The sequence below is a fragment of the Actinosynnema mirum DSM 43827 genome (genome assembly GCF_000023245.1).
Taxonomy (GTDB): domain Bacteria; phylum Actinomycetota; class Actinomycetes; order Mycobacteriales; family Pseudonocardiaceae; genus Actinosynnema; species Actinosynnema mirum.
Window position 1 is genome coordinate 5240909 of the sequence record NC_013093.1, and the last position, 19959, is coordinate 5260867.

The window sequence follows — 19959 nt, forward strand, 5'->3', positions numbered from 1 at the left end:
CACGTCCTCCTTCGGTCCGCCCGTCAGCGGGCTGCTCGTCCGAGCTGGTTGTCGATGAAGTCGAAGATCTCCTCGGCGGAGGCGGCGGCGAGGCCGTCCTCCCCGGCGCGCCGCTCCCCGGTCAGCTCGGCGAGCAGGTCCCGCAGGCGCTCGGCGAGTGCCGCGCGGCCCTCCGGGGCGAGGTCGGCCCCGGCCAGTCGCGCGCCCCACTCGGCAAGGCCGAGGTCCAGCCCGGTCAGCGGGTCGGCGTCCTGGGTGAGCAGGTCGCGCAGGTGGGCGGCGACGGCGCGGGGCGTGGGGTGGTCGAAGACGGTGGTGGCGGGCAGGTGGACGCCGGTGCGGGCGGTGAGCCGGTTGCGCAGCTCGACCCCGGTCACCGAGTCGAAGCCGAGGTCCTGGAAGGGGTGGTCGGGGTCGACGTCGTCGGCCCGGTCGTGCTCCAGGACCTCGGCGACCTGGTCGCGGACCAGGTCGAGCACCAGCTCGGCCCGCTCCTCGGCGGGGAGCGCGGCGAGGCGGTCGGCGAGGGTGGTGCGGGTGGCGGTCGGGTGGTCGTCGGGGGTGGTCGGGTGGTGGCCGGGGGTGGCCGGGTGGTGGCCAGGGACGGCCGGGCGGTGGTCGGGGACGGCCTGGCGGTGGTCGGGGGCCGCGACCGCGTGGTCGTCGTGGGTGGCCTGGGCGGGGACGTGCGGCGGGGCCGGGGCGCCGGGCGCGGGCGGGCGGTGGCCGTCGGCGGGCAGCGGGCGCCCGTCCTGGTCGAGCCAGAAGCGCCTGCGCTGGAAGGCGTAGGTGGGCAGCGGCACGGTCGGGGTCGTGCCGCCGAAGACCGCGGCCCAGTCGGGGGTGGCGCCTGCGGCGTGCAGCGCGCCGAGCGCGGCGAGGGCGGTGCGCGGCTCGTCGCGGCCGGAGCGCAGCGCGGCGACCAGCACGTGGCGTCCGCCGTCCAGGACCCGTTCGGCCTGGGACACCAGGACGGCGTCGGGGCCGATCTCCAGGAACCGGGTGCAGCCCGCGGCGTCGGCGGCGCGGACCGCGTCGGCGAAGCGGACGGTGTCCAGGACGTGCCGCACCCAGTGGTCGGGGCCGGTGAGCGCGTCACCGGTGGCGGGCTCACCGGTCACCGTGGACACCACGCCGAGCGCGGGTTCGTGGTAGGTCAGGGTGTCGAGGACGGCGCGGAAGTCGTCCAGGACCGGGGCCATGAGCGGGGAGTGGAAGGCGTGGCCGACGCGCAGCCGCTTGGCGCGCCGCCCGGTGAGGCGGTCGGCGGCGGCCGTCGTGCTCGCCTCGGTCCCGGAGAGCACGACGGAGCGCGGGCCGTTGACGGCGGCGACGGCGACCTCGGGGTCCCCGTCGACGGCGGCGCGGGCCTCGTCCTCGGTGGCCTCGACGGCGATCATCACCCCGCCCGGCGGCAGCTGGGCCATCAACCGGCCCCTGGCCGCGACCAGGCGGGCCGCGTCGGGGAGGTCGAGGACGCCCGCGACGTGGGCGGCGGCGATCTCCCCGACCGAGTGCCCGATCAGCAGCTCGGGGCGCAGCCCCCAGGACTCGTAGAGCCGGAACAACGCCGTCTGCGCCACGAACAGGCCGGCTTGCGCGTAGTCGGTGCGGTCCACCAGGTCGGGGCGGGCGTCCAGGACCTCCCGCACCGGGACCGGGCCGGAGTGCTCGGCCTCCACGGCGGCCAGCGCCTCGTCCCAGGCCCGCGCGAACACCGGGTGGGCGGCGCGCAGGCCCCGTCCCGCCCCGACGCGCTGCGCGCCCTGGCCGGAGAACAGCACCGCCAGCCCGCCGGGCGCGGCGGTGGTGGGCGTGTCGGCGGCGGCGGCGAGGGCCTCGGCCAGCGCGGCCGGGTCGTCGCCGACGGCGAACGCGCGCCGGTCGAAGGCGGTGCGGGTGGTGGCCAGGGAGCGGCCGACGCTCGACGGGCGCAGGTCCGGGTTGGCCCGGACGTGCTCGACGAGCCGGGCGGCCTGGGCGCGCAGGGCGGCGTCGGTGCGGGCGGACAGCGTCCACAGCACCGGGCCGTCCGGGCGCGAGGGCTCGGTGACGGGACCGCTGGCGGGACCTGCAGCGGGACCGGTGGCGGGACCTGCAGCGGCCTCGGCCGCGGGACCGCTGGCGGGACCTGCAGCGGGACCGGTGGCGGGACCTGCAGCGGCCTCGGCCGCGGGACCGCTGGCGGGACCTGCAGCGGGACCGGTGGCGGGACCTGCAGCGGCCTCGGCCGCGGGACCGGTGGCGGGACCTGCAGCGGGACCGGTGGCGGGACCTGCAGCGGCCTCGGCCGCGGGACCGGTGGCGGGACCGGTGGCGACCTCGGCTGCGGGCTCGGTGGCGGGACCGGCTGCGGGCTCGGCTGCGGGCTCGGGGTCGGGGGCCTGTTCGAGGAGCAGGTGGGCGTTGGTGCCGCTGATCCCGAAGGCGGAGACGCCCGCCCGGCGCGGGCCCGGTCCCTCCGGCCAGTCCCGGTTGGCGGTGAGCACGGCGACCTCGCCCGCGCCCCAGTCGACCTTCGCCGTCGGCCGGTCGACGTGCAGGGTGGCGGGCAGCACCCCGTGCCGCAGCGCCTGCACCGCCTTGATCACGCCCGCGACCCCGGCCGCCGCCTGGGTGTGCCCGATGTTCGACTTGACCGAGCCCAACCAGAGCGGCCGGTCCGCGTCACGGCCCTGGCCGTAGGTGGCGAGCAGCGCCTGCGCCTCGATCGGGTCGCCCAGGGTGGTGCCGGTGCCGTGCGCCTCCACCAGGTCCACCTCGGACGGGCGCAGACCGGCGGCGGCCAGCGCCTGGGTGATCACGCGCTCCTGGGCGGGGCCGTTCGGCGCGGTCAGGCCGTTGGACGCGCCGTCCTGGTTGATCGCGGAGCCCTTCACCACGGCGAGCACCCGGTGCCCGTTGCGGCGGGCGTCGGAGAGCCGCTCCAGCAGCAGCAGGCCCACGCCCTCGGCGAACCCGGTGCCGTCGGCGTCGTCGGCGAACGCCTTGCACCGGCCGTCCGGGGACAGGCCGCGCTGGCGGCTGAACCCGGTGAACAGGCCGGGGGTGCCCATCACGGTCGCGCCCCCGGCGATGGCCAGGTCGCACTCGCCGTCGCGCAGCGACCGGGCCGCCAGGTGGGTGGCCACCAGCGAGGAGGAGCAGGCGGTGTCCAGGGTCAGGGCGGGGCCGGAGAGTCCGAGCGCGTAGGCGACGCGCCCCGAGGCGACGCTGGCCGCGCCGCCGGTGAGGAAGTGCGCCTCGTGCTGGTCGGCGATGGTGTCCGAGCGGGGGCCGTACTCCTGGCGGATCAGGCCGACGAACACGCCCGTGCGGCTGCCGCGCAGCCCCGCCGGGTCGACGCCGCCCGCCTCCAGCACCTCCCACGCGGTCTCCAGCAGGACGCGCTGCTGCGGGTCCATGACCGCCGCCTCGCGAGGGCTGATGCCGAAGAAGTCGCTGTCGAACGCGGCGGCGTCCGGCAGGAAGCCGCCGGTGCGGGCGTAGGTGCTGCGCGGGCGCTCCCCGGTGGGGTCGTACAGGGCGTCGACGTCCCAGCCCCGGTCGGTGGGGAAGTCGCCGATGGCGTCGCCGCCCTCGACCACCAGCCGCCACAGGTCGTCGGGGCCGTGCACGCCGCCGGGGTAGCGGCAGGCCATGCCCACGATCGCGATCGGCTCGGTCGTGGTGGTCGGGGCGACGGCCTGGGCGGCTTGGGCGCGGTCGCCGAGCAGGGTGGCGCGCAGGTGGTCGGCGAGCGCGGCCGGGGTCGGGTAGTCGAAGGCGAGGGTGGCGCGCAGGCGCAGGCCGGTGGCGGCGGCCAGCCGGTTGCGCAACTCGACGGCGGTGAGCGAGTCGAAGCCGAGCTCGCCGAACGCCTGGTCCGGCCGGATGGCGGTGTGGTCGGCGTGGCCCAGCACCGCGCCGATGTGCTCGGTGACCACGCGCAGCAGCAGGGCGCGCCGCTCGGGTTCGGGCAGCCTGGCCAGCCGGTCGGCGAGCGCGCCGCCGGGGGCCCGGCTCGCGGCGGCGCGGCGGGCCGGGGAGCGCACCAGGCCGCGCAGCAGCGCGGGGACGTCCGGTCGGGAGCGGAGCGCGGCCACGTCCACGGGCACGGCGACGGGCGCGGGCTCGCCGGCGGCCAGCGCGGCGTCCAGCAGGGCCGTGCCGTGCTCGGCGGTGACGGGGCGCAGGCCGGTCGCGGCCATGCGCGCCCGGTCCACCCCGGACAGCGCGCCGACCAGGCCCTCGGTGACGTCCCACAGGCCCCAGACCACCGACAGCGCGGGCAGGCCGAGGTGGGCGCGGTGGGTGGCGAGGGCGTCCAGGAACGCGTTGCCCGCCGCGTAGTTGGCCATGCCGGGGTTGCCCATCGCGCCCGCGGTGGAGGAGTACAGGACGAACGCGGCCAGGTCGGCGCCCTCGGTCAGCTCGTGCAGGTTCCAGGCCGCGTCGGCCTTCGCGCGCAGGACGGCGGCGAGCTGCTCGTCGGTCATGGCGGTGACCAGGGCGTTGTCGCCGACGCCCGCGACGTGCACGACGGCGGTGAGCGGGCGGTCGCCGGGGATGGTGTCGAGCAGCCGGGCGAGGGCGGCCCGGTCGGCGGCGTCGCAGGCGGCGACGGTGACCTCGGCGCCCAGGTCCGCCAGCTCGGCGGCGAGCTCGGCCGCGCCGGGGGCGTCCGGGCCCCGGCGGCTGGTGAGCAGCAGGTGGCGGACGCCGTGGGCGGTGACGAGGTGCCGGGCGGTGACGGCGCCGAGCGCGCCGGTGCCGCCGGTGACCAGGACGGTGCCGTCGGCCATGGCCGGGGTGGGGCGGGGCGGGGCTGGCTCGTCTGCGGGGCGGGGCGGGGCTGGCTCGTCGGCGGGGCCGGCCGTCCCGGTCGGCGCGGGGCCGGCCGTCCCGGTGGGCGTCGCCGCCACCGCGCTCCCCCGGCCGGGGGTGATCGCCACGAGGCGGGGCGCGTACAGGGTGTCGCCGCGCACGGCCACGTGCGGCTCGTCCAGCGCCAGCGCGGTGGCCGCCGCGACGGCTGCCGCGTCGTCGTCCGCCGCGTCCACCAGGACGACGCGGTCGGGGTGCTCGGCCCGCGCCGTGCGGGCCAGTCCCGCGACGGCGGCGGCGGCCGGGTCGACCCGGTCGCCGGGGCGCACGGCCGAGGCCCCGTCCACGCGCACCACGACGAGCCCGTCGCCCGCGAGCAGCTCCCGCAGCCCCGCCAGCGCCTCGGCGGTGGCGGCGCGGGCGGTGCGGGCCGGGGTCGCGCCCGGTTCCGGTTCCAGCAGGGACGGCGGGGTGAGCGCGGTGTGCGCGCCCAGCGGCTCCGCGACGGGCCGCACCGGGACCCAGGTGGTGCGGAACAGGGCCGGGTGGCGGGTGGTCGGGGCGGTCAGCCGGTCGGCGCTCACCGGGCGGGTGGTCAGCGCGTCCACCTCCAGCACCGGGGCGCCCTCGGGGTCGGCGGCGCGCAGCCGCACGCCGTCCGCGCCCTCGCGGGTGAGCCGGATGCGCAGCGCGGTGGCCCCGGTGGCGTGCAGCCGCACGCCGGACCAGGCGAACGCGAGCGCGGCCTCGCCGGAACCGAGGCCCCGGTGCGCGTGCAGGTGCAGCGCGGCGTCGAGCAGGGCGGGGTGCAGGGCGAAGCCGGGCGCGGGCTCGGCGGGCAGTTCGAGCTCGGCGAGCAGGTCGTCGCCGTGCCGCCAGGCGGCCACCAGGCCCTGGAACAGCGGGCCGTAGTCGAGGCCGTGCCCGGCCAGGTCCGGGTAGACCTCGGCGACGTCGAGCGGTTCGGCGCCCTCGGGGGGCCACGGGCCCAGGTCGGCGGGTTCCGGGTCGGCCTCGGGGCCGAGGACGGCGCTCGCGTGCCGGGTCCACGGCGCGTCGGGGGTGTCGGGGCGCGTGTGGAAGGTCAGCGCCCAGCGGTCCTCGCCGCCGGGCGCGGCCACGAGCTGCACCTGGACCGCGCCGTCCGCGGGCAGCAGCACGGGCGCCTCGGTGACCAGCTCCTCCACCGAGGGCGCGCCGAGCTGGTCCCCCGCGTGGAGGGCGAGGTCGACGAGCGCCGCGCCCGGCAGGATCGTCGCGCCCAGCACGGTGTGGTCGGCCAGCCACGGCTGACCGGCCAGGCCGATCCGGCCGGTGAACACGACCCCGTCGCCCTCGGCGGGCCGCAGCACGCCGCCGAGCAGCGGGTGGTCGGCGGGGGCGAGGCCGAGCCCGGCCGGGTCGGCGGGGCGGGCGCCCGCGAGCCAGTGGTGCTTGCGCTGGAACGCGTAGGTGGGCAGTTCGACGGGTTCGGCCGGGCCCAGCAGGGACCGCCAGTCGGGGGCGAGGCCGTGGGCGTGGGCCTGGCCGACGGCGGTGAGCCAGCGGCGCTGGTCCCCCTGGTCGCGGCGCAGGGTGCCGAACGCGGCGACGGGCGCGTCCGCCAGGGTGTCCTCGATGCTGGAGACCAGCACCGGGTGAGCGCTGACCTCGATGAACACCGAGGGCCCGTGGTCGGCGGCGACCGCGCGGGCGGTGTCGGCGAACAGCACCGGCAGGCGCAGGTTCCGGTACCAGTGCTCGGCGGTGAGTCCGGTGGTGTCGGCGAGCGCGCCGGTCACCGTGGAGTACAGCGGGATCTCGGCCGCCCTGGGGCGGACGGGGGCCAGGTCGGCGAGCAGCCGGTCGCGCAGGGGTTCGACGGCCGCGCTGTGCGAGGCGTAGTCCACGGGCAGCACCCGGTGCCGCACCCCGCGCTCGGCGCACCGGGCGGCGACCACGGCCAACGCCTCGGGGTCCCCGGCCAGCACCACAGACGCCGGGCCGTTCACGACCGCGACCTCCACCAGCCCGCCTGCCAGCTCCTCCGCCTCCTCGCGGGAGACGGCCAGCGAGAGCATCCCGCCCCGACCGCTGAGCAGCTCGGCGATCGCCTTGCTGCGCAGGGCGACCACGCGCGCCCCGTCCGCCAGGGACAGCGCCCCCGCCACCACCGCGGCGGCGATCTCCCCCTGCGAGTGCCCCACCACGGCCGAGGGCGCGATCCCGACCGACCGCCACAGCGCGGCCAGTCCCACCATCACCGCGAACGACACGGGCTGCACCACGTCGACCCGCTCCAGTCCGGGAGCGCCCGGCGCGGACCGCAGCACGTCCAGCACCGACCAGTCGACGTGCGGCAGCAGCGCGGCGTCGCACTCCAGCAGGACGGCGCGGAAGACCGGCGACGCCTCCAGGAGCCCTGCCGCCATGCCCTCCCACTGCGTGCCCTGGCCGGGGAAGACGAGCACCACGTCGGGGTCGGGGCCGACGGTGCGCACCGCGTCCTCGGTGGTGAGGGTGCGCAGCCGGTCGACCAGCTCGTCCCGCCCGGAGCCGACCACGACCGCGCGCACGCCCAGTCCGGCCCTGGTGGTGGCGAGCGCGAGCCCGACGTCGGCCGGGTGCTGTCCGGGGGTGCGGTTCACGTGCTCGGCCAGCCGGGCGGCCTGGGCGAGCACGGCCTCCTCGGTGCGCCCGGAGAGCACCCACGGCACCAGCTCGGGGAGGTCGCGGTCGGGGTCCGGTTCGGGTTCGGGGGCCTGCTCCAGGATCAGGTGGGCGTTGGTGCCGCTGATCCCGAACGAGGACACGGCCGCACGACGGGGGCGGTCCACCTCGGGCCACGGGCGGGACTCGCGCAGCAGCTCCACGCCGCCCGAGGACCAGTCCACTCCGGACGTCGGCTCGTCCACGTGCAGGGTGGCGGGCAGCACCCCGTGCCGCATCGCCTGAACGACCTTGATCACACCGGCGACCCCGGCCGCCGCCTGGGTGTGCCCCAGGTTCGACTTGACCGACCCCAACCACAGCGGCCGGTCCGCGTCACGGCCCTGGCCGTAGGTGGCGAGCAGCGCCTGCGCCTCGATCGGGTCGCCCAGCGGGGTTCCGGTGCCGTGCGCCTCCACGACGTCCACCTCGGACACCGACAGGCCCGACGCGGCCAGCGCCGCCCGGATCACCCGCTCCTGGGAGGGGCCGTTGGGGGCGGTCAGCCCGTTGGACGCGCCGTCCTGGTTGACCGCCGAGCCCCGCAGCACGGCGAGCACCCGGTGCCCGTTGCGCTGGGCGTCGGAGAGCCGCTCCAGGAGCAGCAGACCGACCCCCTCGGACCAGCCGGTGCCGTCGGCGCCCTCGGCGAACGCCTTGCAGCGGCCGTCCGGGGCGAGCCCGCGCTGGCGGCTGAACTCCAGGAACACGGTCGGGGTCGCCATGACCGTGACCCCGCCCGCCAGCGCCAGGTCGCACTCGCCGCCGCGCAGCGCCTGCGCCGCCAGGTGCATCGCCACCAGCGACGACGAGCACGCGGTGTCCACGGTGACCGCGGGACCCTCCAGGCCCAGGGTGTAGGCGACGCGGCCGGAGGCGACGCTGCCCGCCGTGCCCGCCGCGAGCAGCCCCTCCAGCTCCGGAGGGGCCTGGCCTGCCGGGGGCGCGTAGTCCTGGTACATGGCCCCCGCGAAGACCCCGGTGCGGCTGCCGCGCAGGCCGGTGGGGTCGACGCCCGCGTGCTCCAGCGCCTCCCACGCGGTCTCCAGCAGCAGGCGGTGCTGCGGGTCGATGGCCTGCGCCTCGCGCGGGGAGACGCCGAAGAACGCCGCGTCGAACTCGCCCGCCCGGTACAGGAAACCGCCGTTGCGGGTGTAGGTGCTGCCCGCGCGCTCCGGGTCGGGGTGGTGGATCAGCTCGGTGTTCCAGCCCCGGTCGGCGGGGAACTCGCCGATGGCGTCGCCGCCCTCGGCCACCAGCCGCCACAGGTCGTCCGGCGAGCCGACGCCGCCGGGGTAGCGGCAGGCCATGCCCACGACCGCGACGGGCTCCCTGCGCCGCTCCTCCAGCTCGCGCAGCCTGTCCTGGGCGTGCCGGGTGTCGGCGATCGCCTTCTTCAGGTACTCGCGGAGCTTCGCCTCGTTGGACATGGCCTCAGTCCTTTCCTGTCGCGTCGACGAGGCGGAAGAGCTCCTCGTCGCTCGCGCCGTCCAGATCGGGTTGCGCGGAGCCGCGCCAGCGCCGGGCGATCAGCTCCAGCCGCGAGGCGGCCTCGTCCTTGGCGCGGGCGTCCAGCTCGGCGCCGGACAGCAGCGCCTCCACCTCGGCGACCTTGAGCCGGACGACGTCGGCGGCGTCGGGCGTCAGGCGGGCGCGCAGGAACTTCACCAGCACGGCCGGGGTGGGGTGGTCGAACACCAGGCTCGCGGGCAGCCGCAGGCCGGTGCCGTCGGCGAGCCGGTTGCGCAGCTCGACGGCGGTCAGCGAGTCGAAGCCGAGGTCGGTGAACGCCTCGTCCCGGTCGATCGCCGACGGGTCCCGGTGGCCGAGCACCGAGGCGACGTGCGAGCGGACCACGCCCAGCAGCAGGTGGTCGCGCTCGCGCTCGCCGAGTGCGCGCAACCGGTCGGCGAGGTCGGTGTGGTCGGCGGGCTCGGCTGCGCGGCGTGGTGCGGCGGGCAGCAGGGCGCGCAGCACCGGGGGCACCGGGCCGCTCCTCGTGGCGGCCCGGTCGAGCGGGGCGAGCACGACCACCGGGGCCGGGCAGCGCAGGGCGGCGTCGAACAGCGCCGCGCCCGCGACCTCGGTGATCGGCAGCAGGCCCCGGTCGCGCAGCCGGTCCCGGTCGGCGGCGGCGAGCCGGTCCGCCATGCCGCCGCCCGTCCACGGACCCCACACCAGGGAGCGGGCGGGCAGGCCGAGGCGGGCGCGGTGGGTGGCGATGGCGTCGAGCGCGGCGTTGGCCGCCGCGTAGTTGGCCTGCCCCGCGCCGCCCAGCAGGCCCGCGACGGAGGAGAAGAGCACGAACTGCTCGACCGGTCCGGCCAGCTCGTGCAGGTGCCAGGCCGCGTCGACCTTGGGGCGCAGCACCGAGTCGAAGCGCTCCTCGGTGAGCGCGGTGAGCACGCCGTCGTCGAGCACCCCGGCCGCGTGGACGACGGCGGTGACCGGGTGCTCGGCGACCAGGGCCGCGACCCGGTCCCGGTCGGACACGTCGAGGGCGAGGGCCGTGACGGTGGCCCCGTGGCCGGTCAGCTCGGCGACCAGCTCCTCGGGCACCCCGCGCCTGCCCACCAGGACCAGGTCGCGCACGCCGTGGGCGAGCACGAGGTGGCGCGCGGTGGCGGACCCGAGGGCGCCCGCGGCACCGGTGACCAGGACGCGGCTGCGCTCGGTCCACGGGGCGGTGGGGGTGGGGTGGCCCGCGGGGGTGGGGTGCTCGGTGGGGGTGGGGTGCTCGGTGGGAGGCGCGTCCTCGGTGGGGCTATCGCCCTGGCGCGCGTGGCCGGCGGGGGCGGGGACGAGCTCGGGGACGTGGGCCCGCCCCGAGCGCACGGCGATCTGCGGCTCGCCGGTGGCGACGAGCGCGGCCAGGTCCAGCCCGCTCGGGAGACCCCCGGTCGGACCGGGGTCGTGGTCGGCGCCCGGCCCGCCGCTGGACTCGACCGGGGTCGATCCGGCCGGAGTCGATCCGGCCGGGGGCCGACCGGCGGCGGGCGCCGGGTCGGCGTCGACGAGCACGAGGCGGCCGGGGTGCTCGGCCTGGGCGGAGCGCACCAGGCCCCAGACCGCCGCGCCCGCCAGGTCCGGGCTCTCCCCGTCGTCGACGGCGACCGCGCCCCTGGTGAGCACCACGGCGGTCCCGGTGGGCTCGGCCAGCGCCCGCGCCACACCGGTGAGCACGACGCGCAGCGCCTCCCGGACCGCCGCCGGTCCGCCGTCCCCCGTCTCGGGGGCCGCGACGACCGCGGGCTCGGGGTGGGCGCCGACCGGCGTGGCCAGGGGGCGCCAGGCGAGCACGTGCACGGCGCCCGTGGTGCGCGGCCTTCCGGTGAGACCCGCCGCGTCGACCGGTCGGGTGGTCAGCCGGTCGACGGTCAGCACCGGCCGCCCGGACGGGTCCTCGGCGCGCACGGACACCGCGCCCTCCCCCAGCTCGGTCAGCCGGACCCGCAGCGCCCGCGCGCCGGTGGCGTGCGACCGGACGCCGTTCCAGCTGAACGGCAGCCGCAGCCCCGTGCCGGCGTGCGCGGCCGGGTGCAGGGCCGCGTCGAGCAGCGCGGGGTGCACGGTGTGCCCAGCCCGGCCGTCGCCCGCCCGGTCCTCGCCCGCCCGGTCGTCGGCGGCCACCTCGGCGAACAGCTCGTCGCCGCGACGCCACGCGGCGCGCAGCCCGAGGAAAGCGGGGCCCAGGTCCAGTCCCCGGTCGGCGAGGTCGGCGCGGAGGGCGGCCGGGTCGAGCGGGGTCGCCCCGGTGGGCGGCCACTGCTCCCCCGGCCGCTGCTCCCCCGGCCGCTGTCCCCCAGGCTCAGGCGGTGCGCTCCGCTCCGCCGTGGTGGTGGTCGCGGTGGCGTGCTGGACCCACTCGGCGTCGGGTTCCTCCGGCCTGGAGTGGACCCTGATCCACCCGGCCGCCCCGTTCGCCACCACCTGCACCTGCCTCGGCCCGTCGAGTTCGAGCGGGGTCTCGACGAGCAGCTCGTCCAAGACCGTCGCACCGACCGGGCCCGCGTCGACCACGCCCGCCCTGACCACGCCCGCACCCACCAGTCCCGCTGCGTGCAGCACGAGGTCGAGCAGCGCGGTCCCCGGCAGGACCACCCGGCCCAGCACCCGGTGGTCGGCCTGCCAGCCCGGCGCGTCGGGGTCGAGCCGCCCGGTGAGCACCAGGGTCCCGTCCCCGGCCAGCGGCACGGCCGCGCCCAGCAGCGGGTGGTGCGCGGGCTGCTGCCCGACCGCCGACGGCGTGGCCGCCGGTCGCGCCCCGGCGAGCCAGTAGCGCTCCCGCTGGAACGGGTAGGTGGGCAGCGGCGCGGTCCGCGCGCCGGGGAGCACGCGGGACCAGTCCGGCTCGTGGCCCGCGCGGCGCAGCTCGCCGAGGGCGGCGGTGGCGGTGCGCGCCTCGTCCTGGCCCGCCCGCAGGGCGTGGGTGACGACCTGGCCGTCCAGCACCCGCCCGGCCTGGGCGGCGAGCACCCCGTCCGGGCCGAGTTCGAGGTGGGCGGACAGCGGGCGCTCGCCCGGCGCGGTCAGGGCGTCGTGGAAGCGGACGGTGGCCAGGACGTGCCGGAGCCAGTAGTCGGGGCCGGACATGTCGTCGGCGACCGGGGCTCCGGTGACCGTGGAGACGATCGTGGTGTCCGGCCGCCGGTAGGCCAGGTCGTCGAGGACGGCGCGGAAGTCGTCCAGCACGGGGGCCATCAGCGGGGAGTGGAAGGCGTGGCTGACCCGCAGCGGTCTGGTGCGCCCGCCGAGCTCGGCGACGCGGGCGGCGACCGCCTCGGCCCTGGCTCGGTCGCCGGAGACGACGAGCGAGGTGGGGCCGTTGACGGCGGCGAGGCCGAGCAGGGGCTCGCCCTCCAGCAGGGGGCGGAGCCGGTCCTCGGTGGCCTCGACCGCGATCATGGCCCCGCCCGGCGGCAGCCCGGCCATCAACCGGCCCCTGGCCGCCACCAGCCGGGCCGCGTCCGCCAGGGACAGCACCCCGGCCACGTGCGCGGCGGCGATCTCGCCCACCGAGTGCCCGATCACCCGGTCCGGGCGCAGCCCCCACGACTCGTAGAGCCGGAACAGCGCCGTCTGGAGCACGAACAGCCCGGTCTGCGCGTAGTCGGTGCGGTCGACCAGGTCGGGGCGGCCTTCGAGGACCTCCCGCAGCGGGACCGGACCGGGCTGCTCGGCCTCCACGGCGGCCATGGCCTCGTCCCAGGCCCGCGCGAACACCGGGTGGGCGGCGCGCAGCCCGAGGCCCATGCCGACGCGCTGCGCGCCCTGCCCGGAGAACAGCAGCGCCAGCCCGCCCGCGGAGGCGGTGCTCCCGGTCCCGGCGCCCGCGAACTCCCGCAGCCCGCCCACCAGGTCGGCGCGGTCGGCCCCGGTCACCGAGGCGTGCAGCGCGAACGCGGTGCGCGTGGTGGCCAGCGACAGGGCGACGTCGGCGACGGGCAGGTCGGGGCGGGCGTCGAGCAGGGCGGCGACGCGGTCGGCCTGCGCGCGCAGCGCCCCGGTGGTCCGGGCGGACAGCACCAGCGGCGCGGTGTCCGGCAGGTCGCGGTCGGGTTCCGGCCCGGCCGCCTCGGGGGCCTGCTCCAGCACGACGTGGGCGTTGGTGCCGCTGATCCCGAACGAGGACACCGCGGCGCGCCTCGGGCGACCTGCCTCGGGCCAGGAGCGGTTGTGCCGCAGCAGCTCCACGCCGCCCGACGACCAGTCCACCTCGGACGTCGGCTCGTCCACGTGCAGGGTGGCGGGCAGGACCCCGTGCCGCATCGCCTGAACGACCTTGATCACACCGGCGACCCCGGCCGCCGCCTGGGTGTGCCCCAGGTTCGACTTGACCGAGCCCAACCACAGCGGCCGGTCCGCGTCACGGCCCTGGCCGTAGGTGGCGAGCAGCGCCTGCGCCTCGATCGGGTCGCCCAGGGTGGTGCCGGTGCCGTGCGCCTCGACCAGGTCCACTTCGGACGGTTCCAGCCGGGCGGTGGCCAGCGCCGCCCGGATCACCCGCTCCTGGGCGGGACCGTTCGGCGCGGTCAGCCCGTTGGACGCGCCGTCCTGGTTGACCGCCGATCCCCGCAGCACGGCAAGCACCCGGTGCCCGTTGCGCTGGGCGTCGGAGAGCCGCTCCAGCAGCAGCAACCCCACCCCCTCGGACAGGCCGGTGCCGTCGGCGCCCTCGGCGAACGACTTGCACCGGCCGTCCGGGGCGAGGTTGCCCTGCCGGGAGAACTCGGCGAACGTGTCCGGGGTGGCCATCACGGTGACCCCGCCCGCCAGCGCCAGCCCGCACTCGCCGCCGCGCAGCGCCTGCGCCGCCAGGTGCATCGCCACCAGCGACGACGAGCACGCGGTGTCGATGCTCACCGAGGGGCCTTCGAGGCCGAGGGCGTAGGAGACGCGGCCGGACAGCACGCCGCCCGCGTTGGCCGCGCCGAGCACGTCCTCGTAGCCGTCGGCCCCGGTGAACCGGCCGCTGTAGTCCCGGTACATCGCGCCCGCGAAGACCCCGGTGCCGGTGCCGCGCAGGGTGGTCGGGTCGATGCCCGCGCTCTCCATCGCCTCCCACGCGGTCTCCAGCAGCAGCCGCTGCTGCGGGTCGATGGCGAGCGCCTCGCGCGGGGAGATGCCGAAGAACGCCGGGTCGAAGTCGGCCGCGCCCGGCAGGAACCCGCCGAGCCCGGCGCCCACCCGGTCCGGCCAGCCCCGGTCGGCGGGGAAGGCGGACAGGCCCTCGCGGCCGTCCACGAGCAGGTCCCACAGCAGGTCGGGGGTGTCCGCGCCGCCGGGGAACCGGCAGGCCATGCCGACGATCGCCACCGGCTCGTCCGGGGCCGCCGCCCGGACGGCGCGGTCACCGGCCCCGGTGGCGCGCGCCGGGTCGTCGACGCCCAGCGCGGAGCCGAGGAAGAGCGCGAGCGCCGCCGGGGTGGGGTGGTCGAACACCAGGGTGGCGGGCAGCCTCGCCCCGGTGGCCCTGGTGAGCCTGTTGCGCAGCTCGACCGAGGTCAGCGAGTCGAACCCGAGGTCGCGGAACGCCTGCTCCTCGGGCACCGCCGCCGGGTCGGCGTGGCCGAGGATGTTCGCCACGTGGCCGCGCACCAGGTCGAGCAGCGCGGCGCGCCTGCCCCGGTCGGTGAGGGCGCGCAGCCGCTCGGCGAAGCCGGTGGCGTCGCCGGGCGCGGCCTTGCGCGGGGCGCGCGGCACGAGGCCGCGCAGCGGGACGGGCAGGGTGTCCGGGTCGGCGGCGCGCAGGGCGGAGCGGTCCAGCGGGGTGAGCGCCAGCACCGGGCGGTCGGCGGCGAGCGCGGCGTCGAAGGCCGCGAGCCCGGCCTCGGCGGTGATCGGGAGCAGCCCGGAGCGGGCGAGGCGGGCGCGGTCGGCGTCGCCGAGGTGCCCGGTCATGCCGCCCGCGGGGGCCCACAGGCCCCAGGCGAGGGAGGTGGCGGGCAGGCCGCGGTCGCGGCGGTGGCGGGCGAGCGCGTCGAGCGCGGCGTTGGCGGCGGCGTAGTTGGCCTGGCCGGGGGTGCCGATCAGGCCGGCGAGGGAGGAGTAGAGCACGAACGCGCCCACCCCGGCGGCCAGCTCGTGCAGGTGCCAGGCGCCGTCCACCTTGGCCCGCAGCACCCGGTCCACCCGCTCGGGGGTGAGCGCGTCGAAGGTGGCGTCGTCGAGCACCCCGGCGGTGTGGACCACCGCGCCGAGCGGTCGGTCGAGCCCGGCGAGCAGGGCGCGCACGGCCTCCCGGTCGGCGGTGTCGCAGGCGACGACCCGGACGTGGGCGCCGAGGTCGGTCAGCTCGGCGACCAGCTCGGCAGCGCCGGGCGCGTCCGGGCCCCGGCGGCTGGTGAGCAGCAGGTGGCGGACCCCGCGCGCGGCGACGAGACGCCGGGCGAGCAGGGCGCCGAGCGCGCCGGTGCCGCCGGTGATCAGGACGGTCGTGTCGGGTGACCAGGGGTCGGGGGCGGCGGGGGCGGCGGGGGCGGTCGCCTCGCCGGGCACCACGCTGGTCGGAGCGCCGGGCGCGACGCCGGGCACGGTGCTGGGCGCATCGCCGGGCGCAGTGCCGGGCGCAGTGCCGGTCGATGCGCCGGGTGCGATGCCGGTCGGGGTGCCAGCCGCCTCACCAGGCACGGCGCCGGGCGCGATGCCGGGCACGGCACCGGTCGAGGTGGCGGGCGCAGTGCCGGGCGCGATGCCAGCCGCCTCACCAGGCGCGGCACCGGTCGAGGTGCCGGACGCGATGCCGGGCACGGTGCCGGGCGCAGTGCCGGACGCGATGCCGGACGCGATGCCGGGCACGGTGCCGGACGCGATGCCGGTCGGGACGCCGGTCGGGACGCCGGTCGGGGTGCTGCTCGGCGTGACCCCGGTCAGCCTCGGCGTCAGCGCGGCGCTCCCCCTGACCGCGAGCTGGGGCAGGCCCGCGACGGCCCAGCGGGCGGCGTCCGGCTCGTCGGGGTCGTCCACGAGCACGAGGCGGCCGGGGTGCTCGGACTGGGCCGAGCGCAGCAGGCCCCACACGGCGGCGGCTGCCGGTTCCACCCGGTCGCCCGGTCGCGCGGCCACCGCGGCCCTGGTCGCGACCACGAGGGTGGACCCGGCGAACCGCTCCTCGGCCAGGAAGCGCCCGACCACGTCGAGCGCCCGACCGACCGAGCGCCGCACGGCGGCGGGGAGGTCGTCGCCGTCGACGTCCGGCGAGCGCCAGAGCACCACCGCCCCCGGCGCGTCGTCGTCCACCTCGGACACCCCGTCCGCCCGGTCCGGCGCGGCGTCGGGCCTCGGCGGGTCGACCGGCAGCCACAGCTCCTCCAGGAGCAGGCCGCGCCCGTCACCGGTGGCGTCCACGCGCCGCGCGGGACGGGTGGTGAGGGACTCGGCGGTGAGGACCGGGCTGCCTGCGGGGTCGACGGCCAGCACCGCGATCGCGCCGTCCCCGAGCGGGGTCAGGCGCACGCGCAGCCTGGTCGCCCCGACCGCGTGCAGCCGCGCGCCGCGCCAGCTGAACGGCAGCCGGACCTCGTCGGTGGCCCCCTGGTGCGCGTGCAGGTGCAGCGCCGCGTCCAGGAGCGCCGGGTGGACGCCGAACCCCGCGGGGTCGGCGGTCAGCTCCACCTCCGCCCACAGCTCGCCGCCGCGCCGCCACGCGGCGGTCAGCCCCCGGAACGCGGGCCCGTAGCCGAGGCCGCGCTCGGCCAGCTCGGGGTAGGCGCCGGTGACGTCGACCGGGTCCGCGCCCTCCGGGGGCCACCGGTCCAGGCCGTCGGGCTCACCCGCGCGCTCGGGGCCGAGGACGCCGGTCGCGTGCGTCGTCCACGGGCCGTCGCCCGCGCGCGAGTGGATGGTCACCACCCGCGCACCGCCCGAGCCGCCTGCGCCATCCGAGCCGCCTGCGCCGCCTGCGCCGTCCGTGCCACCTGCGCCGTCCGTGCCATCCGCACCTGCGCGCACCACGACCTGGAGCTGCCTGGGCTCGGCGAGGTCCAGCGGGGCCTCGATGACCAGCTCCTCCACCACGGGCAGCCCCGCGTGGCCGCCCGCGTGGAGCGCGAGTTCGAGCAGGGCGGTCCCCGGCAGGATCATGGCGCCGCGCACGGCGTGGTCGGCCAGCCACGGGTGGGTGGCCACGCCGATCCGGCCGGTGAGCAGCACGTCCCCGCCGGTGGCCGCCGGGAGGGCGGCGGTGAGCAGCGGGTGCCCGGTGGCGGTGAGCCCGAGACCGCCGGGGTCGCCCGAGGACCGGTCGGCGGCGAGCCAGAACCTGCTGCGCTGGAACGGGTATCCGGGCAGCCGCACCCGTCTCGGGTCCGCGCCGTGCGCGGCGCCCCAGTCGACCTCGACGCCGAGGCTGTGCGCGTGGCCCGCTGCGGTGAGGAACCGGGCGAGGTCGCCCTGGCCCCGGCGCAGGGTGCCGAGCGCGGCGACCGGTTCGCCCGCCAGGACGTCCTCCAGGCTGGAGACCAGCACCGGGTGCGTGCTCACCTCGACGAAGGCCGCGTTCCCGAGGTCGGCGGCGACCGCGCGGGCGGTGTCGGCGAACAGCACCGGCAGGCGCAGGTTCCGGTACCAGTAGTCGGCGGTCAGCCCACCGGTGTCGAGCGGGGCCGCGGTGACCGTGGAGTAGAACGGCACGTCGGCGACCGCCGGGGTGATCCCGGCCAGCTCGGCGCGCAGCGCGTCCGCGATCCGCTCGACGTGGGCGCTGTGCGAGGCGTAGTCCACGGGCAGCACCCGGTGCCGCACCCCGCGCTCGGCGCACCGGGCGGCGACCACGGCCAACGCCTCGGGGTCCCCCGCCAGCACCACCGACGCCGGGCCGTTCACGACCGCGACCTCCACCAGCCCACCGGCCAGCTCCTCCGCCTCCTCGCGGGAGACGGCCAGCGAGAGCATCCCGCCCCGACCGCTCAGCTCCCGCGCGATCAGGGCGCTGCGCAACGCGACGACCCGCGCCCCGTCCTCCAGCGACAACGCCCCCGCCACCACCGCGGCGGCGATCTCCCCCTGCGAGTGCCCCACCACAGCGGAGGGCGTCACCCCGACCGACCGCCACAACGCGGCAAGCGCCACCATCACCGCGAACGACACCGGCTGCACCACGTCCACCCGCTCCAGCCCTGGAGCGCCCGGCGCGGACCGCAGCACGTCCACCACCGACCAGTCGACGTGCCGGGACAGGGCGGCGTCGCACTCGTCGAGCGCGGCGCGGAACGCGGGCGCGGTCTCCAGCAGCCCCTCGGCCATGCCCTCCCACTGCGCGCCCTGGCCGGGGAACACCAGCGCGGTGCGGACGGGCCTGGCCCGGTGGACGTCGGCGCGGCCCGCCGCGAGGTCCGCGAGCGCCTCGGCGAGCCCGGCCCGGTCACCCGCCACGACGGCCCGGTGGTCGAGCAGGTCCCGGCCCAGCGCCAGGGTGTGGCCGACGTCCGCCGGGTGGTCGGCGTCGGGCCGGGCGGCGTGCTCGGCCAGCCGGGCGGCCTGGGCCCGCACCGCCGCCTCGGTGTGCCCGGACAGCGCCCAGGGCACGACCTCCGGCAGCTCGCGGGGCGCGGGCTCGGGTTCGGGGGCCTGCTCCAGGATCAGGTGGGCGTTGGTGCCGCTGATCCCGAACGAGGACACCGCGGCGCGCCGAGGCCGATCCACCTCCGGCCACGGGCGGGACTCGCGCAGCAGCTCCACCCCACCCGACGACCAGTCCACCTCGGGCGTCGGCTCGTCCACGTGCAACGTCGCGGGCAGCACCCCGCGCCGCATCGCCTGCACCATCTTGATCACGCCGCCCACGCCGGCCGCGGCCTGGGTGTGCCCGATGTTCGACTTCAGCGACCCCAGCCACAGCGGCCGGTCCCCCGGCCTGCCCCGCCCGTAGGTCGCCAGCAGCGCCTGCGCCTCGATCGGGTCGCCCAGCGGGGTTCCGGTGCCGTGCGCCTCCACGGCGTCCACCTCGGACGGTCCCAGCCGGGCGGCGGCCAGCGCCGCCCGGATCACCCGCTGCTGCGCGGGCCCGTTGGGGGCGCTGAGCTGGCTGCTCCTGCCGTCCTGGTTGATCGCGCTGCCCCTGATCAGCGCCAGCACCGGGTAGCCGAGCCTGCGCGCGTGCGACAACCGGGCGAGGACGATCACGCCAACGCCCTCGGACCAGCTGGTGCCGTCGGCGGCTGCGGCGAACGACTTGCAGCGGCCGTCGGGGGCGAGCCCGCGCTGGCGGGAGAAGTCGACGAAGAACCCCGGCGTGGACAGCACCGCGACGCCGCCCGCCAGCGCCAGGTCGCACTCCCGGTTGCGCAGCGACTGCGCCGCCAGGTGCATCGCCACCAGCGACGACGAGCACGCGGTGTCCACCGTGACGGCGGGCCCCTCCAGGCCCAGGGTGTAGGAGATGCGGCCGGAGGCGACGCTGAGCTGGTTGCCGGTCACCAGGTAGCCGTCGGCCTCGGCGACCGACGGGGTGAGCAGGCTGGGCCCGTACTCCTGGGCCATGACGCCGACGAAGACGCCGGTGTCGCTGCCGCGCAGCGCGCCGGGCGCGAGGCCCGCGTCCTCCAGCGCCGAGTAGGCGGACTCCAGCAGCAGCCGCTGCTGCGGGTCCATGGCCTGCGCCTCGCGCGGGGAGACGCCGAAGAAGTCGGCGTCGAACTCGTCGGCGTCGTGCAGGAACCCGCTCTCCCGCAGGTAGGAGGTGCCCGGCCGGTCCGGGTCCGGGTCGTAGAGGGCCTCCAGGTCCCAGCCCCGGTTGGTCGGGAAGCCGGTGACCGCGTCCGTGCCGGACGCCACCAGCTCCCACAGGCCGTCGGGGTCGTGCGCGCCGCCGGGGTAGCGGCAGCTCATGCCCACCACGGCGATGGGCTCGCTCGCCGCGGCGTCCAGTTCGCGCACGCGGCCCTTGGCCTGCTTGAGCTGCACCGTGACCTTGTTGAGGTACTCGCGCAGCTTGTCGGCTTCCGCCACGGTGGACCGCCTTCCTCG

1 protein-coding gene and 1 pseudogene are annotated in these 19959 nt (G+C 78.2%); both read right to left on the reverse strand.

The features are described 5' to 3' along the window. Nucleotides 1-23: 23 nt before the first annotated feature. A pseudogene (locus tag AMIR_RS42870) lies at nt 24-8900 on the reverse strand (SDR family NAD(P)-dependent oxidoreductase); the annotation flags it as partial. A 28-nt stretch (nt 8901-8928) separates the two neighbouring features. Further along, on the reverse strand, nt 8929-19941 hold the full coding sequence (locus AMIR_RS42170; protein ID WP_015803175.1) for a type I polyketide synthase: 11013 nt from the start codon (nt 19939-19941) through the stop codon (nt 8929-8931). Nucleotides 19942-19959 lie beyond the last annotated feature (18 nt).